This is a genomic window from Terriglobus roseus DSM 18391, assembly GCF_000265425.1.
GTDB lineage: Bacteria > Acidobacteriota > Terriglobia > Terriglobales > Acidobacteriaceae > Terriglobus > Terriglobus roseus.
The window spans coordinates 1,660,059-1,679,472 of sequence record NC_018014.1 but is presented as its reverse complement, the minus strand read 5'-3'; the positions used below and the strand labels follow the sequence as shown (position 1 = coordinate 1,679,472).

Genomic DNA, 19,414 nt, shown 5'->3' with positions numbered 1-19,414 from the left:
AAGCTCCAAGCAAGACTTCCGTGATGCCGACCCCGCGCACACTTGCCGGTCACCTTCCACCCGCGCATGATGCCAATCGCGCTGCCGCGCTCGAACAGTACCAGGCAGCCGTAACCGCCATGCAGCAGGGCAACTACTCCGCCGCGCATCCCGCGCTGGAGAAGCTGCTGGAGACCGCTCCGCCGGAGTTCATCGATCGCATCCGGATGTACCTGTCCGCATGCATCGCGCAGTCCAAGAAGGGCGCAAACGACTTCACCTCTCCCGAAGAGAAGTACGACTACGCCATCTCGCTGCTCAATGACGGTCAGTACGAAGATGCGCGCGAGCACCTCAACGAGATCCTCGATGGCGACGGCAACGCCGACTACGCCTTCTACGGTCTCGCCGTACTCGCCTCCATGACCGGTGACACCTCGACCTGCCTCGACAAGCTGACCGAAGCCATCCGCCTGAATAGCATGAACCGCATCCAGGCCCGCTCCGACTCCGACTTCCAGGACATGTCCGACGACCCGCGCTTCACAGAACTCCTCTACCCCGAAGGCTAAACAGCGAACTCAGAGTCGGGAACACTAGGGCGCTCACAGGAGCGCCCTTTCCCGTCTTCAAAGCCCACTGCCTGTTCCATCTTCCAGCTTCCAGCGATAGCATCGACCCATGCCATCCAAACCCATCCTCGTCGTCACGCGTCACTTCACCGATGCGGTGGAGACACGCATTGCACGCGACTTCGAAGCCCGCCGCAATCCGAACGACCGCGCCCTCACCCCGGACGAACTCATCGCCGCTGCCGAGGGCGCCGATGCTCTCTTCATCAGCCCCGCCGAGAAGCTCGACGCCACCTTCTTCGCGCGCGTCCCGAAGTCCGTCAAGGCCATCGCAACCTTCTCCGTCGGCTACGACCACATCGACCTCGCGGCCGCAAAGGCCAGCGGTATCCCCGTCAGCAACACCCCCGGCGTCCTCAACGACGCCACCGCCGACGTCGCCATGCTCCTCCTGCTCGGCGCATCCCGCCGCGCCTATGAGTCTCAGCAACTGGTACGCTCCGGCGAATGGCCGAAGAGAAAACCGGCCGACCTGCTCGGCTGGCAACTCACCGGCAGCATCCTCGGCATCTACGGCATGGGTCGCATCGGCCAGGCACTCGCACACCGCGCACGCGCCTTCGGTATGACCATCCACTACAACAACCGCAAGCCGCTCCCTGAGTCCGAAGCGCAGGGCGCCATCTTCCACGACACCCCGGAATCTCTCTTGCGCGCCAGCAACTTCCTCTCGATCCACGCCCCCTCATCGGCAGAGACAAAGCACTTCCTCAACCGCAAGACCATTGACCTCTTGCCGCAGGGCGCCATCGTCATCAACACGGCACGCGGCGCGTTGGTCAATGACGAGGACCTCATCGCCGCACTCCGCAGCGGCCGAATCGCCGCCGCAGGCCTTGACGTTTTCGAAGGCGAACCCAACGTCAACCCCGGCTACCTCGACCTGCCCAACGCCTACCTCCTGCCACACATCGGCAGCGCCACCATCGAAACCCGCACCGCCATGGGCATGCTCGCCCTCGACAACATCCAGGCCGTCCTCAACGGCCAACCCCCACCAACCCCAATCCCCCTCCCCTAACCAAAAGAGCGGGTGCCCATTCATGACAGTTCCATCGTCATGAGTGGGATCGAGCACCAATCAGCACCTAACGTGTGTGCCCCACGTCTCGCTTCAGAGACATGGCTCCGACGGCGCGCGGGTGCCCCATTCATGACGGCTATATCGTCATGAGTGGGATCGACCAAAACCGCGGGTGTCTCGCTTTCTGGGACATGGGCTCCAAAATCAACCACAACCCCAGGGGCCAACGGCCCGCCCCATCGACATCCAGGCTTTCCCGCGACCGCTCTCTGGGCTAACATCGGGTCGCGCCATTGACGCTCCCAATCGCGGAGCGAAAAATCAAACCGATAGACTAAGAACCGATGTCCAGCCACCTCTACGCACCGATCAACGTAGTCGCCATCGGCGGCGGCACCGGCCTCTCGACGCTGCTGCGCGGCCTCAAGCGCTACGTCCAGATGAGCGAACGCCGAGGCATGCCACCACGCCCCGAGGACATCTGCGAAGACGCGCCCTGCCGCATCGCGCAACTCTCCGCCATCGTCACCGTCACAGACGACGGCGGCTCCAGCGGCCGCCTACGCGAAGATCTCAAGATGCTTCCGCCGGGCGATGTCCGCAACTGCGTCGCAGCACTCAGCGAAGACGAAATGCTGCTCACGCGCCTCTTCCAATACCGCTTTCCTGCCGGCGCAGATACCAACGGCCTCAGCGGCCACTCCTTCGGCAACCTCTTCCTGGCCGCGCTCACCGCCATCCACGGCGGCGACTTCGCACAGGCTGTGCAGATGTCCCTGCAAATCCTCGCCGCGCGCGGCACCATCTACCCGGCCACCAACAGCAACGTCACCCTCTCCGCCCGCATGGACGACGGCACCACCGTCCACGGCGAGACGAATATCACCGCCTCAAAGCGCAGCATCACCGAACTCATGCTGCACCCGGCAGACGCAAAGCCACTGCCCGAAGCGCTCGTAGCCATCGCAGAAGCCGACCTCATCACCCTGGGTCCCGGCTCGCTCTACACCTCGCTCATCACCAACCTGCTCGTAGGCGGCATTCCCGAAGCCATCGCAGCCTCCCGCGCCAAGCGCGTCTACGTCTGCAACCTGATGACGCAGGCCAACGAATCCCTCGGCCTCTCCGCCGCCGACCACATCCGCCACATCCAGTCACACTGCGGCGGCGAGCGGCTCTTCGACTTCGCCCTCGTCAACACCGCTCCCATCTCCGAAGTGCTGCTGGAGAAGTACGCCCGCGAAGGCCAGCAACCCATCGAAGCCGACCTCGACCGCATCCGCGAACTCGGCGTCACACCCATCACCGGCAACTTCGTCCACGAAGGCGACGTCCTCCGCCACGACTACGACCACGTAGCCGAACGGCTCCTCGATCTGCCCGCTCGCCGGGAGTTCGTCGCGGCATGAACCAGACGCCCGTCCTCGAGGGATACGGCGTCCGGCTTGAGCCGATGGCGCAGCAGCACGTCGAGGGTCTGACCCGCATCGCCATCGAGCCGAGCAATTGGAAGCACATGAACCTCCGCATCGAGACACCCGCCGACGTCCAGAAACTCGTCGACGACTCCGAGCGAGCCGCCGAGACCGGAACCGTCATGCCCTGGGTCACCACCGTGGACGGCGAGGTCGTCGGCGCGACCAGCTACCTCGACCTCAATCGGCCCCACCGGACCGTCGAAATCGGCTTCACCTGGCTGGCCAGAAACTGGCGCGGTGCCGGCGTCAATCCACGGGTTAAGCTCCTCCAGTTGCAATTCGGCGTTGAGACGATTCATTTCCGTCGCATCGCGCTCAAAACACACCACGAAAACCTGCATTCGCAACGCGCTTTACTCAAGCTGGGCGCGCAATTCGAAGGCACCTTTCGCAACCACATGATCATGCCGGACGGCTCCACACGACACACGAAGTGGTACAGCATCACCGAAGAAGATTGGCCCGCAATCAAGGCCTCCCTGCTCGCCCGCATCGCCACCGAACCCATCCGAAAACCCGCATAGCGCCTACAATGGAAGGATGGTTGAAACCGTCCCCGTCGCAGAGAATGCGACGCTTGCCACCGCCGCATCACCCGCCCGCAACATCCGCCGGACCACGCTCCCCAACGGCCTCCTCGTCCTCACCGAGAGCATGCCGCACATGCGATCGGTCTCAGTAGGCGTATGGGTCGGCACAGGCTCACGCGACGAACAACCCGCAGAAAACGGCCTCTCCCATTTCGTAGAACACATGGTCTTCAAGGGCACAACGTCGCGCACAGCCAAGCAGATCGCGCGCGAAACCGACGCCATCGGCGGCAACCTAGACGCATTCACCGGCAAGGAAACCATCTGCTTCAACATGAAGGTGCTCGACACCAACGTGGGACCGGCAATGGAAATCCTCGCAGATCTCGTACTGAATCCGACCTTCGCACCCGACGACATCGCACGCGAACAGTCCGTCGTGCTCGAAGAGATCAAGATGGACGAGGACAATCCCGACTATCTCGTCCACGAGATCCACACGGCAAACTTCTGGAAGAACGACCCGCTCGCACGCTCTATCCTCGGCACGGCAGAGACTGTCTCCAGCTTCGATCAGACCGCGGTGCGCTCCTTCCACGCATCTCGATTCGTGCCGTCAAATGTGATCATCTCCGCCGCAGGACACCTCAAGCATGACGAGATGATCGCTCTCGTCGAGCGGCACTTCGGCGCACTCGCACCGGCCGGCGACAACAAGATTGTCCGCTTCGCAGCACCCAAAGCAACACCGCACATCACGCTCAAAAAGAAGAAGTCACTCGAGCAGGTACAGATCTGTCTCGGCGTTCCCGCACCCGCGGTCGACTCGCCGGACCGCTACGTTCTGTACCTTTTGAATTCAATTCTCGGCGGCGGCATGAGCTCGCGCCTCTTCCAGTCGGTGCGTGAAGATGCAGGCCTCGCCTACTCCATCTACTCAGAGCTGTCGCCCTATCGCGATACCGGAGCGCTCAGTGTTTACGCGGGTACGTCCATCGAAAAGACACGTGAGATGATTCGCCTGATCGTCGAAGAGTTCCGCAAGTTGAAGACGGAGCCCATCGGCGAAGACGAGCTGGAGCGCGCGAAGAATCAATCTAAAGGCAACATCGTTCTCGGCCTTGAGAGCTCCTCGGCACGCATGGGAAACCTGGCTCGCCAGCAGATGTACTACGGCCGCTTCCACACCGTCGATGAGATCATCGCGGACGTCGACCGCGTAACGCCTGCCGATGTACAGCGGGTAGCCAACGAGCTGCTGATCGGCGACAACATCTCGCTCACACTGCTCGGCAATCTAGGCGATCTAAAAATCACCCGCGCCGATCTGGCATGTTAGCCTGCTCACTCCCCTAGAAAACAGGTGAGTGATGCAGCAGCCAGACAGCAGCGCCGTGGTGCGCCTTGGTGGAATCGAACTGACATTCCTCGTCGATGAGACGCAGGGCTCCGGCGATCTCGTCATCTTCGAATTTCTCGTGCAGCCCGGCGCACGCGTGCCGGAGCCCCACTACCATCGCGCCGTGGACGAGTTTGTCTACGGCCTCGAAGGCACACTCACATCCACCGTAAACGGCGAAGCGCACGAGCTGAAAGCCGGCGAGTCACTCATGATTCCGCGTGGTGTGAAACATCACCATGCGAACCTGCACGATGCGCCTGCAAAGGCGCTGGTCACGCTGAATCCCGGCTCCATCGGCAAGCGGTACTTTGAAGAGGTCCGCGAAGCCATGAGCGACGGCCCGCCCGACCGCACTCGCATCATCGAGATCATGGCGCGTTACGAGCTGGTTGTCCTCTAAGCCCTACGGCACATAAAGCTTGTAGAGCATGAGGCAGACTACCGTCGCGATGCCAGCAAGAATCAACCCGCTCACACGCTTCTTGTAAACGAAAAAGATCAGCACCAAACCGCTCAACGACACCAGCGTCAGCAGGATCGCGGACGCATCGATGATCCATGACCACACCTTCCCGGTGTCACGCCCCTTGTGTAGATCGTTGATGACCGCGACCAAGCCCGCACGCGTCTCCACGACGGTATACATCCCATCGGCGCGATTCACCGTCGTGTCTGCGCTGTAACCGGGCCCGCGAAAGCTGAAGCTGATCTGGTCGTCTTCGACACGCAGATCGCTGACAGCGCCGTGGACGCCATCCTTGGAGCGAATGTGCTCCACGATCGCAAGCGTGTCCGGATGGTCCTTCGGCCCCATCTCCTTCGGCGAGAGCGAACCGTTAAGATTCTTAACCACCTCACCATGCGAGAGCGACTCTGCATGATTCAGCGTCAGGCCCGTCACCGCAAAGAACAGCACCACCGCGAACGACACCATCGACAGGTAGATATGCAGCCACCGCGAGACGATGGCTGTCTTCTTGCGCAGCCGCGCAGACAATGGCTGCGCGGCCTTCTCCGCCGCGGTGCGACGTGTAACCGCGGCGGTGATGCTCTGCGCCTCGGGGCTGTGTTCGACCTTACTGCTTCCGATAGTCAAGCTGAACAGCTCCCAGTTCTTCGCTGGCGGGCAGCGTCATCTGCGCGGCGGTGCCGTTGAAGTCAATCTCCTGGCGCAGCAGCGAGTGCCCGCCGTGCTCGCGCGCAGCTTCAATCACCACCGTGTACTTCCCTGCCTTCACCAGCTTGCCGTTGTTGTCCTTGCCATCCCACTTCAGCGAATAGGTCCCGGGCGCACGCGTCGCGCTGGAAACGGTCGCAGAGATATCCGTTCCTTCGGCCAGATTCCGCACGCGATCCTCGCCATACCAACCCTTCAACTCATTCAACCAACGCGGATTCTTGAACCACAGCGCAACGGTACGGACCGGATACTTGTCCTTGTCCTCAATCCAGACAGCGACATATGGCCGGTGATAGCGCGGGTTATCGACGCGCGGCAGCTCCAGCTTTACCAGCAGTTCCATCGACTGGTTCCAGTTCGATCCAGCCGGTGCCGCCGCACCGGCACGCACGGCATAGGCCACACGCTCGACCTTCGGCTCGGCATACGTAGCCCAACCCTTACTGGCGACGCGCTCACCATCCCGCGTGACGATCATGTAAGCCGCATCCGGATGACGCTGCATCAGCGCAGCCGACTCACGAGGCGACAGGATCGACAGAGCCGTCGCAAGTGCACCAGCCGTAGCAGCATCCGGAGCAATGACGCTTGATGAGAGAACAGCAGCGGCAGGCTGCGCCGTACGCGGATCAATCAGGTGCGACCGGAGCTCGCCCGCCACTGCAAAGCCGCGACGATAGCTGCCGCTGGTCGCAATGGCTCGATCACGCAAGACCACCGTATCAAGCGCAGCATCGTTCTCTGCATCGGCCTTGGGGTTGGCAATGTCCACACGCTGCGTCAGCGCACCACGCGTGACGATGTCGCCGCCCACGTTCAGCATGATGCCCGTCGCACCCGCATGCAGCGCTACATCCGCAGCCTTCTGCGTAATCAGGCTCTTCGTGAAGCTGGCAAGGACCAAAGGCGCATCTGAAAGCCGCGTCGCGGTGCCGTGCACGCGATCCAGCGACCAGTGCTTCTGCGCCATCGCATGCACCGCGTTGTCGAGGTCCTTCGACGAGGGTGCAGCACCCTTTGCCGCAGCGCCGCGCCATACCTTCGCGGCTGCCTCCGACGAAGCATTCAACACGCCACCTGTCTCACCCTGCCACGCATCGAAGCGAGCCAGGACATCCATCAGCTCCGGCGAGACTTTCACGGCAACACCGCGTGTCTTCTGCCAGCGCGAGAACTCGCTCTTCGCGTCCCACGCACTCAGGATCTTCGACTGACGATCAAACTCAGCCAGCGCCGCTGCCTCCGCCGCATGCGCCTGCGTCTTCGAAGCAGCAGTCACGTTCATGTCGAGCGATGTTCCCAGCACGTTTTCATGCGCGAAGGCCCACGTGCCTGCTGCGTCATGCTTCACCGCTCCGGCTTGCATGACCTGAGTAGCAGCAGATGCTTGCAACACTCCCAGCGAAACCAAGGCAGCGGAGGCAAATAATCCCTGTGTCTTCTTCTTCATTACGATCTCTTCTCCTGAGTAAGGCAGGTAAGTGCTGCAGGGTTAGCGTGCGGGCGCAGCGTTGTTCTCGGGCATACGTTCGGCTGGAGGTTTCATGTCACCGGAGCGTTCGCCAGCTCCGGTAGGCGGTCCACCGGGGCCACCCGGGCCGCGTCCCATCGGCTGCGTCGCCATGAAGGTCGTCATCTCTTCCAGGCTGACTTTGCCATCGTGATTCAGATCCATCGCTTCGAAGTTCGCCTGCATCCGGTCCGGCATTTCGCCCTTGATCAGGAAGCCGTCGCGATCGCCATCCCACTCGTCCATGCTGTGCGCAGCACGCTCCGCCGGAGTCTGCTGGCGAACACGCAGTTCGTCCGCTGACAGGATGCCGTCGGCATTCTTGTCCAGCGTCTTCAACGCACCCGGAGCACTTGCAATCTCGGCCGCAGTGAAGACGCCATCATGATCGACATCCAGCGAGTTCGTGATCGGATCCACGCGCAGCTGCACCGATGCATTGTTCCGTCCAACTGGCCGGCCTTGCGGATCGGCCTGCGCCTGCGCCATCGCGCGAATCTCATCCCCGGTCAGCTTGCCGTCGTGGTTCGCATCGCCTCGCTGGAACATCGGCTGCATGCGCTCCGGCACCTCATCGACAGTCAGGACACCGTCCTTGTTCGCATCCATCGCCATCAAGCGTGCATACAACTCGTTCGCAACCGGCGAATCCGTCTGGAAGCGCGGAGCATACTCATCCGGCGTTATCTGCCCATCGTGATTCTTATCCAGCGTCAGCAGCGACGCACTCGCAGCGGCGATCTCAGCAGCCGCAAGCTGGCCGTCATGGTCCGTGTCCAGCGCCAGCAGAAAGACGCGCGGCGGCGGAGTCCGTGGCGGCTGCGCGACGAGCAGAGGCATCGATAAAGCGGGAACCACTACAGCGACGGCGGCAGCAAGAAGGTTTGAACGGTGCATCTTCGTCATTCTCTAATTCCTCTAGACGGCCAATTCTGCGGCAAGTTTCTTCAGACTCGCTTCATGAACGAATTGCCATGCAACGTCGCGAAGGCAATGCGGACAGTATTGGTCCTAGTTCTTTTTAGGGCAAAGAGGTGCGGAGAGCAAGAATAAGAATCATTCGCCTGTCGAATAGCGCACGCGTGCGCCGCTGCTCAGATCCTTTGCTTGGCCACGGCGGTTATGACATCACCCGTGTTGGGTGTGCCGCACGGCTCGATCAGCAGCAGGTGGACCTCGTCTTCCGCCACCGGGCAATGCTCGATGCCCTTCGGCACAACGAAGAGTTCACCCGGCCCCAGGTGTACGTCGCCGTCGCGCAGGCGGATGGTCAGCGAGCCTTTGAGCACCAGGAACAGATCGTCCGTATCCGCGTGCGAGTGCCAAGTGAACTCGCCCTTCACCTTCACTACCATGATGTCGTTGCCGTTGTACTCGGCGACGATCCTCGGTGACCAGTGATCCGTGAACGTTGCGAGCTTCGAGGCAAGGTTGATGGCTGTCATACCCGCTACTCTACGCGGGCGGCAGACCATCGATCACGGTGACACCCGCAGGCGGGGTGAAGCGGAAGTCCGCATCTGTGGCGGGCACGTTCTCCTGCAGGTCGCGGAAGACAAACTCGGTAAAGCTGCCGTCGATCTCCTCAATGCGAAGACCGTTGATGGCGCCGGTCGCTGGGATCACGGTGACGGCGATCTTCTGCACACGCTGGTCGCCCGGCGTCATCTCGTAGTGAGGCGTGCCGGCGAGAGTCACTGCTCCATTCGCAGCGGGCGTCGCCTGCAGATGGTCGAGTTCCTTTTCAAGCTTGGTGTGCCCCAGCAGGAACCGTAGCGGCGAACGCATATCGTCCAGTTGCTTTGCAGGCACGCGCTGCGCCTGCGGATCGCCCGGCGTGTAGCTGACGCCGAATTTCCCGTCGAGCACGAATAGCTTGCCCGTCGAATAAGACCAGCGCATGCGGCCGGGCTTTCGGAGCAGCAGAGTGCCTGTCTCGGTCCGCTGCTGCCCCATGCCGCTATAGCGCTCGGTGTAATTGGCGCGCAGGCTGGTCAGGTGGTTGTAGTGGTCATCGACCTTGCTGGCCAGCGCGTGGACGTCCTGCGCCTGTGCCGTGGTGATCGACGCTGCGAGCAGCACAGCAATACGGGAAATCAATCTCATCGCTTCCTTTGGATGCCGCCAAGCAAAAGCGGGCGCAGCCAAGGCCGCACCCGCTTCCTAAACTTCACTGACCTGCGGACTAGCCGGGTTGCCGCTTCCTACTGAATCGGCTGCGTGCAGGCCGTGCCGCCCTTAGGGTCGTACTTCACCTGCTGCGAATCATCGGAGCAGAAGCCACGATCGCCGGTGTTGCCGATCTTCTGCGGAACCGCGGTGATCTCGTAGCTGGTGTACTGGTCCTGATTGTTGATGGTGACCTTGTTGCAGTTGACGATGGCAAAGGTGTAACCAGCCTTCTGTCCGCCCGCAAGGTCAGGCTGCAGCAGGCCCGCCGCTGCTGGGGAAGGTGCTGTTCCCTTATCACCGCCAAGTGCCTTCAAATCGCAGGCGTAGCCGTTAGCCGGATAGGTCTGCTGATATTGAAGTTGCGCAGCAACAATGGCACGGATCGACTGGATCGCCGATGTCTCATTGCCCTGCCGCTTGATACGCGTAATGTTCGGGATCGCGAACGTGGCAATGATGATGATGATCGACATGACGATCAGCAGTTCGATCAGCGTAAAGCCTTCGTCGTTGCCGGTACGTCGGCTGCGGTTCTTCAGAGTCATGCAGTTCCTCGAAATGTGTGCCGTGCCCGCGGCCTCTTTGTAGGACGGTACCGCGAGCAATCCGACATCACAAACTGTAGCAAATCGTGCGCAATTAAAGCGTGATCTTACCGGCGTCGCCCACGCTGACCTTGTCCGCGCCCAGAACGGACGCCAAAGCCAGCCGGCCAAGCCGCACAATACCGGACGAACTCGACTCCCAGTACTCGCCGCCCGTAACCTTTACCTGGATCAGTGCAGCCGCCGGATCATCGCTGCCCTCTTTGAACCAGGCGTCCGCCATCTTGTACCAGTGCTGCTTGATCAGAGCGCGATCCTTCACGATGCCGGCGCGACCCTGCAGCGACAGATACATGCCATCCTTCGGCTGCTCGTAGCTCACCAGCACGTGGCTGTCCTCTCGAATCTCGTCGACCTTGCCCGAATCAAGACGCGTAATGAACCACAGCGTTCCGTCGAAATCAGTGGATTCTGTTCCCATCGGACGTGCGTGCAGCGTGCCGTCGTCGGCCACGGTCGTCAACATCGCGATGTGTATGTCCTTCGTCAGTTCCTTGATCTTCGCAATACCTTCCGCGCCCGACACATTCTTCTCAGCCATGAATCCTCCTGCTTTCCAAAGGCTTGGATGCGCGGGGGGCTCCATGCCGTTTCCCATTCGGGAGCGATACAGTCATCGGGCAGGCATTGTGTACTCGAAGTCGTAACTGTGGCCTGTCTTGTCGATCATGATCTTCAACTTGCCTTCGATCCCTGCAAGGTCCCCGGTCCCGGAGTTCGGCACCACCGTGACATTCAGCATGGCCGCCTGCGGATCGTCGGACATCATCGTCGCGCTGTGCATGAACACAAACGTGCCGGAATGGCCATCGACTTTCACCTTCATACTTTCAAGCGCCACGTATGCCATCGCCTTGCCGGTCACGGACGTGGTCATCTGGCCCTTGCTCGTGCCCTCAATGGCTCCACTCCATGTCTTGTCGATGGTCATGACTCCCAGGCCGGCTTCCTTGCCAACGGGCGAGACCTCCGTCGGCTTCACATTGACCTTGAACGTTCCGGTTGCGTGCATTGTTGATCCTCGCTTCATCGGCTGCGCCATAGCGCCCGCGGCGACCAGAAGGGCCACCAACAGCAACGCTACGCTTTCGATCTTTCTTCGCTTCACAGGTGCCAATGTAGCAGACGAGGAGCGGATTACAAGCCATGAGATTTACGGAAATCTCGCACGACGTCCGCCGGGTCCCGATGGTCGCCTTCCACAGCGTGGTTCATCGCCTGCATCTCGCTTTCGCTGATGCGACCGGTCAGCCGGTCCAACGCTTCCTGCATCTTCGGATGGCTGCGCAGCGTGTCCTCGCGAACCAGTGGAACTGCTTGATAGGGCGGAAAGTAGCGCCGGTCATCCGTCAGCACACGCAGGTCCATCGCCGTGATCTGCCCGTCGGTTGAGTTCCCGGAGATCACATCGACCTGGTTCGAACCAAGCGCCCGATACAGCAGCCCAAGATCCATGATGCGCGGTGTGCCGTCGAAGCGCAGGCCGTAGGCATCGTCCATGCCGTGCAGACCGTCGGGCCGCTCCTCAAACTCGTACCCCACGCCCAGCCGAAGCGTCGGCGCTGCCTGTGAAAGGTCGCTCAGCTTCGACACGTGCAGCCGGTCCGCATCGGCTCCACGCAGCACCATCGCAAACGTGTTCTCGAAGCCCAGCGACGGCTGTACGCGCACCGCGTACTTCTGCGCGTAGATGCGGCGTACCGTCGCCAGTACACGGTCAGGATCATGATCCAGTGGCTGCTTCAGTACGGAGGTCAGCGCCGTCCCGGTGTATTCCACGTACGCATCGATGCGGCCCGCAACCAGTGCCTGATGCGCAATGTAGCTGCCCGCCAGGTAGAAACGACGGTCCACCTTCTCGCCGGTCGCCTCAATCTCCTGCGCAAGCAGTTCTCCCAGGATCACCTGCTCCGTAAAGTTCTTCGCACCAATGACAATGCGCGACCCATGCGGCGGATCGCACGCGGTGAACGACAGAACCATCATCGTAACCACCAGCGTCATCGCCACTCGGAACATCGATCCCAAGCCGCTATGGCTCGACAGATTGGGTGCCCCATTCATGACAGCTTCACCGTCATGAATGGGCATCGCGCGAAGCGCGACCTTCCTAGAGACAGCTGACTGCAACGGGCTCGTGCCTTGGCGCGAAGGCCCATAGATGCTCTTCGATCATGTATGGGGCACCCGCTGTGATGGTGCTTCACGAATCCCTCCGCACAGCAAGCCTGTGTTCCAGCAAGCCGAGCAGCGCATCCGCTATTAGGGCCAGCAACGCCGCAGGAATCGCGCCAAGCAAGACGAAACGGTTATCCACCGAGGCCACTCCACGGAAGATAAACTCGCCCAACCCACCTGCGCCAATCGCCGCCGCAATGGTCGCAACGCCAACGCACGTGACGGTCGCGGTGCGCAGACCAGCCAGCAAAACGCTCGCTGACAGCGGCAGTTCCACCTTGATCAGTCGCTGCATCGGCGTCATGCCAAGCGCATTGCTCACGTCGATCAGAGCAGGATCGATCCCCCGAATTCCCGTGTACGTGTTCCGCAGGATCGGCAGCAGCGCGTACCCCGTCAGTGCAATGATCGCCAGCCGTGCCGCACGGTCGCCCAGCCAAGGCACGGGAAGCAACAGGCCGAAGAGCGCGAGGCTCGGCACCGTCTGCACAATGTTTGCAAAACCGATGACAGGCCGCGCCCAACGTTCATGCCGCGTCAGCCAGATGCCCGTGGGCACCGCAATCAGCGTCGCAAATAACATAGCCGACCCGGTAAGCCAAAGGTGCTCAAAGACCAGCCGGGCCAGCTCATACGCGTGTTGGTGAAGGAAGCCGATCATCCGGCCGCCTCAAACCGATTCACAGCCCGGACGTACTCCTTCACATTCGCGAGGTCCGACTTCAAGACATCCTGCGAGGGCAGATCCGCCGCGACATTTCCGGCGTCGATGAAGATCACACGATGCGCCAGGAAGATGGCCTCCTGCAGATCATGCGTCACGAGCACCGCCGTCTTACCCAGTCGCGCCAGCAGATCGCGCAACATCGTCTGCATCTCTGCGCGGGTCAAAGGGTCCAGCGCACCAAACGGTTCATCCAGCAGCAGAATCGCAGGATCCGCCGCAAGCGCGCGCGCAACGCCAGCCCGTTGCCGCTGACCACCGCTTAGCTGCCACGGCATGCGGGTCGCATACTGCGATGGCTCAAGGCCGACATCATGCAGCAAAGCATGCGCCCGTTCCGTGCGCTCGCTCAGCGTCTTTCCTGCAAGCTCCAAGGGCAGCGCAACATTCCGCTCGATGCTCATGTGCGGGTACAACCCAGTCTCCTGGATGACATACCCGATGCCGCGCCGCAGCTTGATCAGATCCGCTCCGACGACCTCGTTCCCGCTCACGCGAACGCTGCCGCCCGTCGGCAACACAAGGCCGTTCACGGTACGCAGCAACGTCGTCTTGCCGGAACCGGAACGGCCCAGCAGAGCGGTTGTGGTGCCCGCTTCAAGCGTCAGCGAGATGTCGTTGAGAATGGGCCGCGACACACCGTGCGGGGCGAAGCTCACATGCGTGAACTCTACGCTGCCCGCAGCGGCGGTCATGGTGGTTACTCGTCCTGGGTTGAAAGATCGTTGTTGTCGACTTCGTTGCCATCGACGTCATTGCTGTCGCCATTTGGCTCATCGATGTCCGCAGGAACCGGCGCGTTGAACGCATCGGTTTCCGAAGCCGTCGGCGTGCTGCCGGGCAGTCCCTTCACACGGACCACTGTGATCTTTGAGAAGCCTTCCTTGAACGATGGCGGACGCAGACGCTCTGCCATCTTCTGCATCACGTCATCGGCCACGCGGCGTTCGCGCTTGCTGTTCCGCTCCATGCATACCGCGAACGGTACGTCGAAGTAGACAGCCTGAGCCTCATACCCGAAGCTCTTCGCCATCTTGATCCACTGGCGGCGCTCGTGAGCCGACAGGTTCGTCGCATCCACGTAGTTCCATGGCATCTTCGCAATCAGGCGCGCACGCAGCAGGCTGCGCAGTGTGCTGAAAACGAGTCCGCTATAACGCTGATCCGTAATGTCATCGAACAGAATCGTGCGCAGCATATCGCTGCTCAGCGGGGTCACGCCGCGACGCTTGTACCAGGTCGTCTTGCCACTGCCGGGCAGGCCGATCGCCAGCACGACATAGCCGCGCGGCTGAGCCTTGTCCCCTGCGGGTATCGAAGCAGGTTCGACCGGCAGAGTTCCCAGCGATTCCGGCTGGGTCTCAACCTCGATCTTGCCGGGCGCTGCATTTTCAGCAAGGGAAGCCGGTGCGGACTCGGCGACTACAGCTGCAGCAGCAGCCTTTGCCGGTGCATCCGGGTAGGTGGGTTGAAGTGCTGCGGGCTGGTCCTGGGGGATCTCCTGCCCAATTTTTCCGGTGGCCTCGCTATTGTTCGGGCCACGCTTACTGCGTCTTCTCATCTTGTTGCGCATCCAGTCGCGCATGACTCGGTTTGTACCATAGGGTAAGCCTAACCCGCAAAACCGCGCCTGTGCCGGCGAGCCACCGGAAAGGCTAAGCAGCGGCATTTCTTGATAACCGTTGCCGTTCCGGAGGTGGCTTACTATCCTTCAGTTCATGCTTCTTATCGTCGGCACAATCAGACTACCTCCACAAAATATGGCTGCCGCGAAAGCGCCAATGGAACGGATGATTCTCCAAAGCCGTCTTGAACAAGGCTGTGAAGAATACGCTTATGCGGAAGACGTTCTGACGGCGGGCCTGATCCATGTCAAGGAGATGTGGCAAAGCGGAGCCGACCTTGACCGCCACTTTGCCTCCGAGCACATTGCAGCATGGCGTGCCACCTGGCCGGAATCGGGCATCTCGGACCGTTCCCTGAGACTCTACGAGGTTGGGGAACCCAACTCTATTTAGGCAACGGACACACAGTCGTCTGGACCTCGCGAACCTCCCGAACGGTACACTGTTGGTAGCGCGTGAATAGCGACACGGAAGGAAGAGAATCAGAATGGCAGTAAAGGTAGGCATCAACGGATTCGGCCGTATCGGCCGCAACGTCTTCCGCACGGCAATCGGCAATCCGGACATCGAGATCGTCGCCGTCAACGACCTGACCAGCCCCGCGACGCTGGCCCACCTGCTCAAGTACGACTCCATCCTGGGCAATCTGAAGCAGGAAATCACTGCCGGCGACGACTTCATCTCGTTCGAAGGCAAGAAGATCAAGGTCTTCGCAGAGCGCGATCCCGCGAAGCTGCCCTGGGCTGAGACCGGCGCGCAGATCGTCGTCGAATCCACCGGCCACTTCACCGACGCCACCAAGGCCAAGGCTCACCTGGGTGAGACAGTAAAGAAAGTCATCATCTCCGCGCCCGCCACCAACGAGGACCTGACGGTCGTCCTGGGCGTGAACGACGACAAGTACGACGCGTCGAAGCACAACATTATCTCCAACGCCAGCTGCACCACCAACTGCCTGGCGCCCGTCGTCAAGGTGCTGAACGACACCTTCGGCATCACCAGCGGCATCATGACCACGATCCACAGCTACACCAACGACCAGGTCATCCTCGACTTCCCGCACAAGGACCTGCGCCGCGCCCGCGCTGCCGCGATCAACATGATCCCGTCGTCCACAGGCGCCGCCAAAGCCCTGAAGCTCGTCATCCCCGAGATGGCCGGCAAGCTCGACGGCTTCGCCATCCGCGTCCCAACGCCGAACGTCTCGGTCGTCGACCTGACCTTCAACACGGACAAGGCGATCAGCGTCGAGACCATCAATGCCGCGATCAAGGCCGCCAGCGAAGGCGCCATGAAGGGCATCCTCGGCTACACCGATGAAGAGCTCGTCTCCAGCGACTTCAAGGGCAACAGCCACTCCTCCATCTTCGATTCCCTGCTGACCAAGACCATCGGCGACAAGACCGCCAAGGTCATCAGCTGGTACGACAACGAGTGGGGCTACTCCTCCCGCGTGAAGGACCTCATTCTCTTCTTGGTAAAGAAGGGGCTGTAAGCCTCAGCGGGTTTACGTCATCCCCTAACTCACGAATGTTTGTCATCCCGTAACGAAGTGAGGGGATCTGCTTCTCGCTTGTTTCACCGCACTATTTCGCGGTGACGCAGCAGAAAGCAGATCCCTTTCGCATTGCTGCGGGATAACAACGTTTGGTGATGGCAAACTAGTTCTGTCATGCCGATCGAACTCCCAGACCACCTCCGCAAAGAAGCCATCGCCTCCATCCAGCGCTACTTCGACCGCAATCTGCCCGAGCCCATCGGCGACCTGCCCGCAGGCATGCTCCTCGACTTCTTCCTCGAAGACATCGCACCCGCCGTCTACAACAAAGCCGTCACCGACGCGCAAACTCGCATGCAGGGCCGGATCGCCGAAGTCGACGGTGAGCTCTACGAAGACCCATTCCAGTATTGGCACCGGCTGGAAAAGAAGCGCAAGAAGTAGTTTTGGCCCGGACACAGCCAGCGTTATCATCTCCGCATGGCAGCCTCGCACGCGATCGTCGTTCAGCCCGACCAGCAGGAGCGCCTCGAGAGCCTGGCTGCGGCACAATTGCGCTCACCAGACCTTCTCGTTCGCGAAGCCATCGACCAGTACCTCGAAGCAGGAGAGTTGCAGTCGCCGGAAGAGCGGGAGCAGATGCTTGCGGATGCCGAGTCTGCATGGCAGGACTACCAACGGACCGGTCTGCATGTGTCTCAGGACGAGATGCGTGACTGGATCAAACGTCTTCACGACGATCCAGATGCTCCGCGTCCTTCATGCCACACCTAAGTTGGTCACCGAAGACCTTCGACGATTTTGATCGCCTGTATGCGCACCTGGTGGCCGTCAAAAGCCGAGCAACGGCTCTTCGTGCGCTCATGGACATCCAGTCGGGCGCACGAATCCTTGAGACATTCCCTCTGCTCGGTCGCCGCGTGCCCGGTCACATAAGCAGGCGGGAGTGGGTGGTGCGCTTCGGCCACGGGGCCTACATCGTTATCTACGAAGTGAAAACGGACACCGTGATCATCCTGACCGTCCGGCACAGTCGGGAAGCGCCCGCACCTGCCCGCTAGGAAAGCGCAATTCCCGCCGCTAACTAATTCCTTAGTTGCTCGTCTTTCCTACCAGAGACGAAATGCCGCCGCGCCGCTCCAATACGTTGACTGAAGCCGAACTCAGGCTCATGCGCCTGCTCTGGACCTGCGGAGAGTGTTCCGTGCAGGACCTCGTCTCTGCCATGCCGGAGGAGTCGCGCCTCGCCTACACCTCCGTCCTGACGACCATCCGCATCCTCGAAACCAAGGGCTACGTAGAGCACCGGCAGGAAGGCCGCGCCTTCCTCTACACCGCCTGCGTCGCCGAGCAGGATGCGCAGCAGCACGAGGTGCGCCACGTGATGCACCGCTTCTTCGGCAATAGCCGCGAGCGTCTGATGCTCGCGCTGCTGGGCGAAGGCGACGTCAGCTCGGATGAACTGGCACGCCTGAAAAAGGCCATCGCAGAAGCAGAAGCCGCGCAGAAGTCTGCGTCGGATGAGGTGGCGAAATGACCCCGGTCTTCGCGCATCTCTCGATCGTTGTCGCAACCGGATGCATCGCCGGCCTGTGGCAGGGTGCCGCGCTGGCTCTGCTGGCATCGGCACTTCTACGACTCACGCCAAAGGCATCGCCCGCGCTGCGCCACACGCTGCTCGTCGCCATCTTCGTCGCAGCCGCCATCCTTCCCTGGTTGCCGTCTGTGACGCACGTTACCGCGTCATCCACCGGCACAGCACCACTGCGCATGGCCCCATGGATCGCCACAGCGATTGCCGCCATCTGGTTGACCGCTGCGATCGCGCGCGCGACGGATCTCGTCCTGGCATGGAAGCACCTGCGCCGAGTCCGCCGCAACGCGGTCCCGGTCACCATCGCCGGCGTTGACAGCTTCACCGCAGGCGACCGCCGTGCCCTTCTCTGCCTTTCGTCTGAGGTCGATAGCCCGGCCATTCTTGGCTTCTTCCGCCCGGTGCTTCTCCTGCCGGAATGGCTCGTTCCAAAGCTCACGGTAAGCGAACTCCGCCAGATCGCCCTGCACGAGTGCGAACACCTGCGCCGTCGCGACGACTGGATCAACCTGCTGCTCCAGCTCGGCCTGGTGCTCGTGCCGCTGAACCCGGCGCTACATTGGCTCAACCGCAGCATCGGCATCCAGCGCGAACTCGCCTGCGACGCGAAGGTGGTCGCCACAACATCCGAGCCGCTGGCCTACGCCGCCTCGCTCACGCACCTGGCCGAGCAGCGCATGCAGCGCAGAAGCCTACGCCTGGCCCTCGCGGCATGGGGACGCAAATCAGAGCTTACGCAGCGCGTCTACGCACTCCTGTCACAACGTCCGGCATGGACCGGCAGGCAGTCCGGCATGGCAAGCGCCACAGCAGCGGCCCTTCTGCTGACGGCCTCAGCAGGGCTTGCACACGCGCCGCGCCTCGTCCGCTTTGCCGACGCACCCATGAGCCTGGCCGCCACACAGGTACCCGCGATCACCACCGTGCCTTCCGCACTCACCGCAGCCATGGTGAAAGCATCGAGCACCACCGCGGCTTCGACAATGCACATGGTACCGGCGACCTTCACCGTGAAGCCGCAATCGAAGATGCGCCACAGCAGCGCCCCCAAGCCGCAACTCAAGGCCACGTTGCAACCGGTGCAAATTCTTCCGCGCGGCTATGCGTCTGCCCGGTTCCTCCAGACAGCAGCGCAGGACGCGGAATCAAACGGACAGGACAGCGATGACGCCACCGTCCGCTTCGTCACCACTGAGTTCACAACGCCCTACGTAGCCGTGCCCGTCCGCAACGGCTGGATCCTCATCGAGCTTTAGTACCCGACATCACCTCCAGGAGAAGAC

The 19,414-nt window shown here is 61.4% G+C and carries 25 protein-coding genes; 13 read left to right on the top strand and 12 right to left on the bottom strand.

Annotated features, from left to right (window positions below; translation table 11 throughout):
- Positions 1-23 precede the first annotated feature (23 nt).
- The 6 genes from TERRO_RS07025 (at position 24) to TERRO_RS07000 (ending at position 5,445) form a co-directional block, all read left to right on the top strand.
- Complete coding sequence (locus TERRO_RS07025) at positions 24-551, top strand: TPR end-of-group domain-containing protein (protein ID WP_157178281.1); 528 nt, start codon at positions 24-26, stop codon at positions 549-551.
- A gap of 109 nt (positions 552-660) precedes the next feature.
- Positions 661-1,632 (top strand): 2-hydroxyacid dehydrogenase, encoded by a 972-nt coding sequence (locus TERRO_RS07020; protein ID WP_014785303.1) that lies wholly within the window; start codon positions 661-663, stop codon positions 1,630-1,632.
- Between the two features lie 347 nt (positions 1,633-1,979).
- On the top strand, positions 1,980-3,044 hold the full coding sequence (locus TERRO_RS07015) for a gluconeogenesis factor YvcK family protein (protein ID WP_014785302.1): 1,065 nt from the start codon (positions 1,980-1,982) through the stop codon (positions 3,042-3,044).
- Entirely contained in the window at positions 3,041-3,637 is a 597-nt protein-coding gene (locus tag TERRO_RS07010) for a GNAT family N-acetyltransferase (protein WP_014785301.1), read from the top strand. Before TERRO_RS07015 ends, TERRO_RS07010 begins: the two co-directional genes overlap by 4 nt.
- Positions 3,638-3,653: 16 nt before the next feature.
- Entirely contained in the window at positions 3,654-4,982 is a 1,329-nt protein-coding gene (locus TERRO_RS07005) for a M16 family metallopeptidase (protein ID WP_014785300.1), read from the top strand.
- 31 nt (positions 4,983-5,013) lie between these two features.
- Positions 5,014-5,445: a cupin domain-containing protein gene (locus TERRO_RS07000; protein ID WP_014785299.1), complete on the top strand. Its 432-nt coding sequence runs from the start codon at positions 5,014-5,016 to the stop codon at positions 5,443-5,445.
- A gap of 3 nt (positions 5,446-5,448) precedes the next feature.
- Here TERRO_RS07000 and TERRO_RS06995 read toward each other — a convergent pair whose 3' ends face one another.
- From TERRO_RS06995 to TERRO_RS06940, 12 genes are all read right to left on the bottom strand, one after another.
- Positions 5,449-6,141 (bottom strand): PepSY-associated TM helix domain-containing protein, encoded by a 693-nt coding sequence (locus TERRO_RS06995; protein ID WP_014785298.1) that lies wholly within the window; start codon positions 6,139-6,141, stop codon positions 5,449-5,451.
- A complete protein-coding gene (locus TERRO_RS06990) occupies positions 6,122-7,675 on the bottom strand; it encodes a DUF2271 domain-containing protein (RefSeq protein WP_014785297.1) in 1,554 nt (517 codons plus the stop codon). The genes TERRO_RS06995 and TERRO_RS06990 overlap by 20 nt, the downstream gene beginning before the upstream one ends.
- A gap of 42 nt (positions 7,676-7,717) precedes the next feature.
- A complete protein-coding gene (locus TERRO_RS21935) occupies positions 7,718-8,632 on the bottom strand; it encodes an EF-hand domain-containing protein (RefSeq protein WP_169315292.1) in 915 nt (304 codons plus the stop codon).
- 197 nt (positions 8,633-8,829) lie between these two features.
- A complete protein-coding gene (locus TERRO_RS06980; RefSeq protein WP_014785295.1) occupies positions 8,830-9,180 on the bottom strand; it encodes a cupin domain-containing protein in 351 nt (116 codons plus the stop codon).
- A 10-nt stretch (positions 9,181-9,190) separates the two neighbouring features.
- Positions 9,191-9,841 carry a LolA family protein gene (locus TERRO_RS06975; protein ID WP_014785294.1) on the bottom strand — a complete coding sequence of 217 codons (651 nt, stop codon included), beginning with the start codon at positions 9,839-9,841 and terminating at the stop codon, positions 9,191-9,193.
- 98 nt (positions 9,842-9,939) lie between these two features.
- Entirely contained in the window at positions 9,940-10,452 is a 513-nt protein-coding gene (locus TERRO_RS06970; RefSeq protein ID WP_014785293.1) for a type IV pilin protein, read from the bottom strand.
- 94 nt (positions 10,453-10,546) lie between these two features.
- A complete protein-coding gene (locus TERRO_RS06965; protein WP_014785292.1) occupies positions 10,547-11,053 on the bottom strand; it encodes a pyridoxamine 5'-phosphate oxidase family protein in 507 nt (168 codons plus the stop codon).
- Between the two features lie 72 nt (positions 11,054-11,125).
- Positions 11,126-11,620, bottom strand: a complete 495-nt coding sequence (locus TERRO_RS06960) for a DUF3224 domain-containing protein (RefSeq protein ID WP_245536240.1) — start codon at positions 11,618-11,620, stop codon at positions 11,126-11,128.
- 29 nt (positions 11,621-11,649) lie between these two features.
- Entirely contained in the window at positions 11,650-12,576 is a 927-nt protein-coding gene (locus tag TERRO_RS06955; RefSeq protein ID WP_245536239.1) for a glycine betaine ABC transporter substrate-binding protein, read from the bottom strand.
- A 139-nt stretch (positions 12,577-12,715) separates the two neighbouring features.
- Positions 12,716-13,351, bottom strand: a complete 636-nt coding sequence (locus TERRO_RS06950; protein ID WP_014785289.1) for an ABC transporter permease — start codon at positions 13,349-13,351, stop codon at positions 12,716-12,718.
- Entirely contained in the window at positions 13,348-14,109 is a 762-nt protein-coding gene (locus tag TERRO_RS06945; protein ID WP_014785288.1) for an ATP-binding cassette domain-containing protein, read from the bottom strand. Before TERRO_RS06945 ends, TERRO_RS06950 begins: the two co-directional genes overlap by 4 nt.
- 5 nt (positions 14,110-14,114) lie before the next feature.
- Positions 14,115-14,975, bottom strand: a complete 861-nt coding sequence (locus TERRO_RS06940; RefSeq protein ID WP_052313453.1) for an ATP-binding protein — start codon at positions 14,973-14,975, stop codon at positions 14,115-14,117.
- 157 nt (positions 14,976-15,132) lie between these two features.
- On the opposite strand from TERRO_RS06940, the gene TERRO_RS06935 reads away from it, so the two are divergent.
- The 7 genes from TERRO_RS06935 to TERRO_RS06905 all read left to right on the top strand — a co-directional run bounded on the left by TERRO_RS06935 (position 15,133) and on the right by TERRO_RS06905 (position 19,387).
- Positions 15,133-15,432, top strand: coding sequence for a putative quinol monooxygenase (locus TERRO_RS06935; protein ID WP_014785286.1), 300 nt, complete (start codon positions 15,133-15,135; stop codon positions 15,430-15,432).
- Between the two features lie 94 nt (positions 15,433-15,526).
- Positions 15,527-16,534: a type I glyceraldehyde-3-phosphate dehydrogenase gene (gene gap / locus TERRO_RS06930; RefSeq protein WP_014785285.1), complete on the top strand. Its 1,008-nt coding sequence runs from the start codon at positions 15,527-15,529 to the stop codon at positions 16,532-16,534.
- Between the two features lie 177 nt (positions 16,535-16,711).
- Positions 16,712-16,981: a DUF2164 domain-containing protein gene (locus tag TERRO_RS06925; protein WP_014785284.1), complete on the top strand. Its 270-nt coding sequence runs from the start codon at positions 16,712-16,714 to the stop codon at positions 16,979-16,981.
- 36 nt (positions 16,982-17,017) lie between these two features.
- Positions 17,018-17,311 carry a CopG family ribbon-helix-helix protein gene (locus TERRO_RS06920; protein ID WP_014785283.1) on the top strand — a complete coding sequence of 98 codons (294 nt, stop codon included), beginning with the start codon at positions 17,018-17,020 and terminating at the stop codon, positions 17,309-17,311.
- A complete protein-coding gene (locus TERRO_RS06915) occupies positions 17,299-17,598 on the top strand; it encodes a type II toxin-antitoxin system RelE/ParE family toxin (RefSeq protein ID WP_014785282.1) in 300 nt (99 codons plus the stop codon). The genes TERRO_RS06920 and TERRO_RS06915 overlap by 13 nt, the downstream gene beginning before the upstream one ends.
- Positions 17,599-17,660: 62 nt before the next feature.
- A complete protein-coding gene (locus TERRO_RS06910) occupies positions 17,661-18,074 on the top strand; it encodes a BlaI/MecI/CopY family transcriptional regulator (RefSeq protein WP_014785281.1) in 414 nt (137 codons plus the stop codon).
- Entirely contained in the window at positions 18,071-19,387 is a 1,317-nt protein-coding gene (locus TERRO_RS06905; RefSeq protein WP_014785280.1) for a M56 family metallopeptidase, read from the top strand. The genes TERRO_RS06910 and TERRO_RS06905 overlap by 4 nt, the downstream gene beginning before the upstream one ends.
- Positions 19,388-19,414: the final 27 nt, after the last annotated feature.